Origin of the sequence: Pantoea sp. EKM20T (genome assembly GCF_011800485.1) — a bacterium.
GTDB classification, from domain to species: Bacteria; Pseudomonadota; Gammaproteobacteria; order Enterobacterales; family Enterobacteriaceae; genus Pantoea; species Pantoea agglomerans.
In genome coordinates this window covers 1-1237 of record NZ_JAALFW010000034.1, presented here as the reverse complement: position 1 = coordinate 1237, position 1237 = coordinate 1, and the positions used below count along the sequence as shown (strand labels likewise).

At 53.6% G+C, this 1237-nt stretch carries 1 rRNA gene; it reads right to left on the bottom strand.

Going from position 1 to position 1237, the window contains the following annotated elements:
• Positions 1 to 1237: ribosomal RNA gene (locus HFD94_RS22755) — 23S ribosomal RNA — on the bottom strand; the annotation flags it as partial.

The following is a 1237-nucleotide window of genomic DNA, read 5'->3' as shown; positions in this document are numbered from 1 at the left end:
GCTTAGAGGCTTTTCCTGGAAGCTGGGCATTTATCACTTCAGCACCGTAGTGCCTCGTCGTCACGCCTCAGCGTTAATAAGCGTCCGGATTTACCTGGACACTCCGCCTACACGCTTAAACCGGGACAACCGTCGCCCGGCTGATATAGCCTTCTCCGTCCCCCCTTCGCAGTAACACCGAGTACAGGAATATTAACCTGTTTCCCATCGACTACGCCTTTCGGCCTCGCCTTAGGGGTCGACTCACCCTGCTCCGATTAACGTTGAACAGGAACCCTTGGTCTTCCGGCGAGCGGGCTTTTCACCCGCTTTATCGTTACTTATGTCAGCATTCGCACTTCTGATACCTCCAGCATGCCTCACAGCACACCTTCGACGGCTTACAGAACGCTCCCCTACCCAACAACACATAGTGTCGCTGCCGCAGCTTCGGTGCATGGTTTAGCCCCGTTACATCTTCCGCGCAGGCCGACTCGACCAGTGAGCTATTACGCTTTCTTTAAATGATGGCTGCTTCTAAGCCAACATCCTGGCTGTCTGTGCCTTCCCACATCGTTTCCCACTTAACCATGACTTTGGGACCTTAGCTGGCGGTCTGGGTTGTTTCCCTCTTCACGACGGACGTTAGCACCCGCCGTGTGTCTCCCGTGATAACATTCTTCGGTATTCGCAGTTTGCATCGGGTTGGTAAGCCGGGATGGCCCCCTAGCCGAAACAGTGCTCTACCCCCGAAGATGAGTTCACGAGGCGCTACCTAAATAGCTTTCGGGGAGAACCAGCTATCTCCCGGTTTGATTGGCCTTTCACCCCCAGCCACAGGTCATCCGCTAATTTTTCAACATTAGTCGGTTCGGTCCTCCAGTTAGTGTTACCCAACCTTCAACCTGCCCATGGCTAGATCACCGGGTTTCGGGTCTATACCCTGCAACTTAACGCCCAGTTAAGACTCGGTTTCCCTGCGGCTCCCCTATACGGTTAACCTTGCTACAGAATATAAGTCGCTGACCCATTATACAAAAGGTACGCAGTCACCCCCATAAAGAAGGCTCCCACTGCTTGTACGTACACGGTTTCAGGTTCTGTTTCACTCCCCTCGCCGGGGTTCTTTTCGCCTTTCCCTCACGGTACTGGTTCACTATCGGTCAGTCAGGAGTATTTAGCCTTGGAGGATGGTCCCCCCATATTCAGACAGGATACCACGTGTCCCGCCTTACTCATCGAGCTCACAGCATGTGTG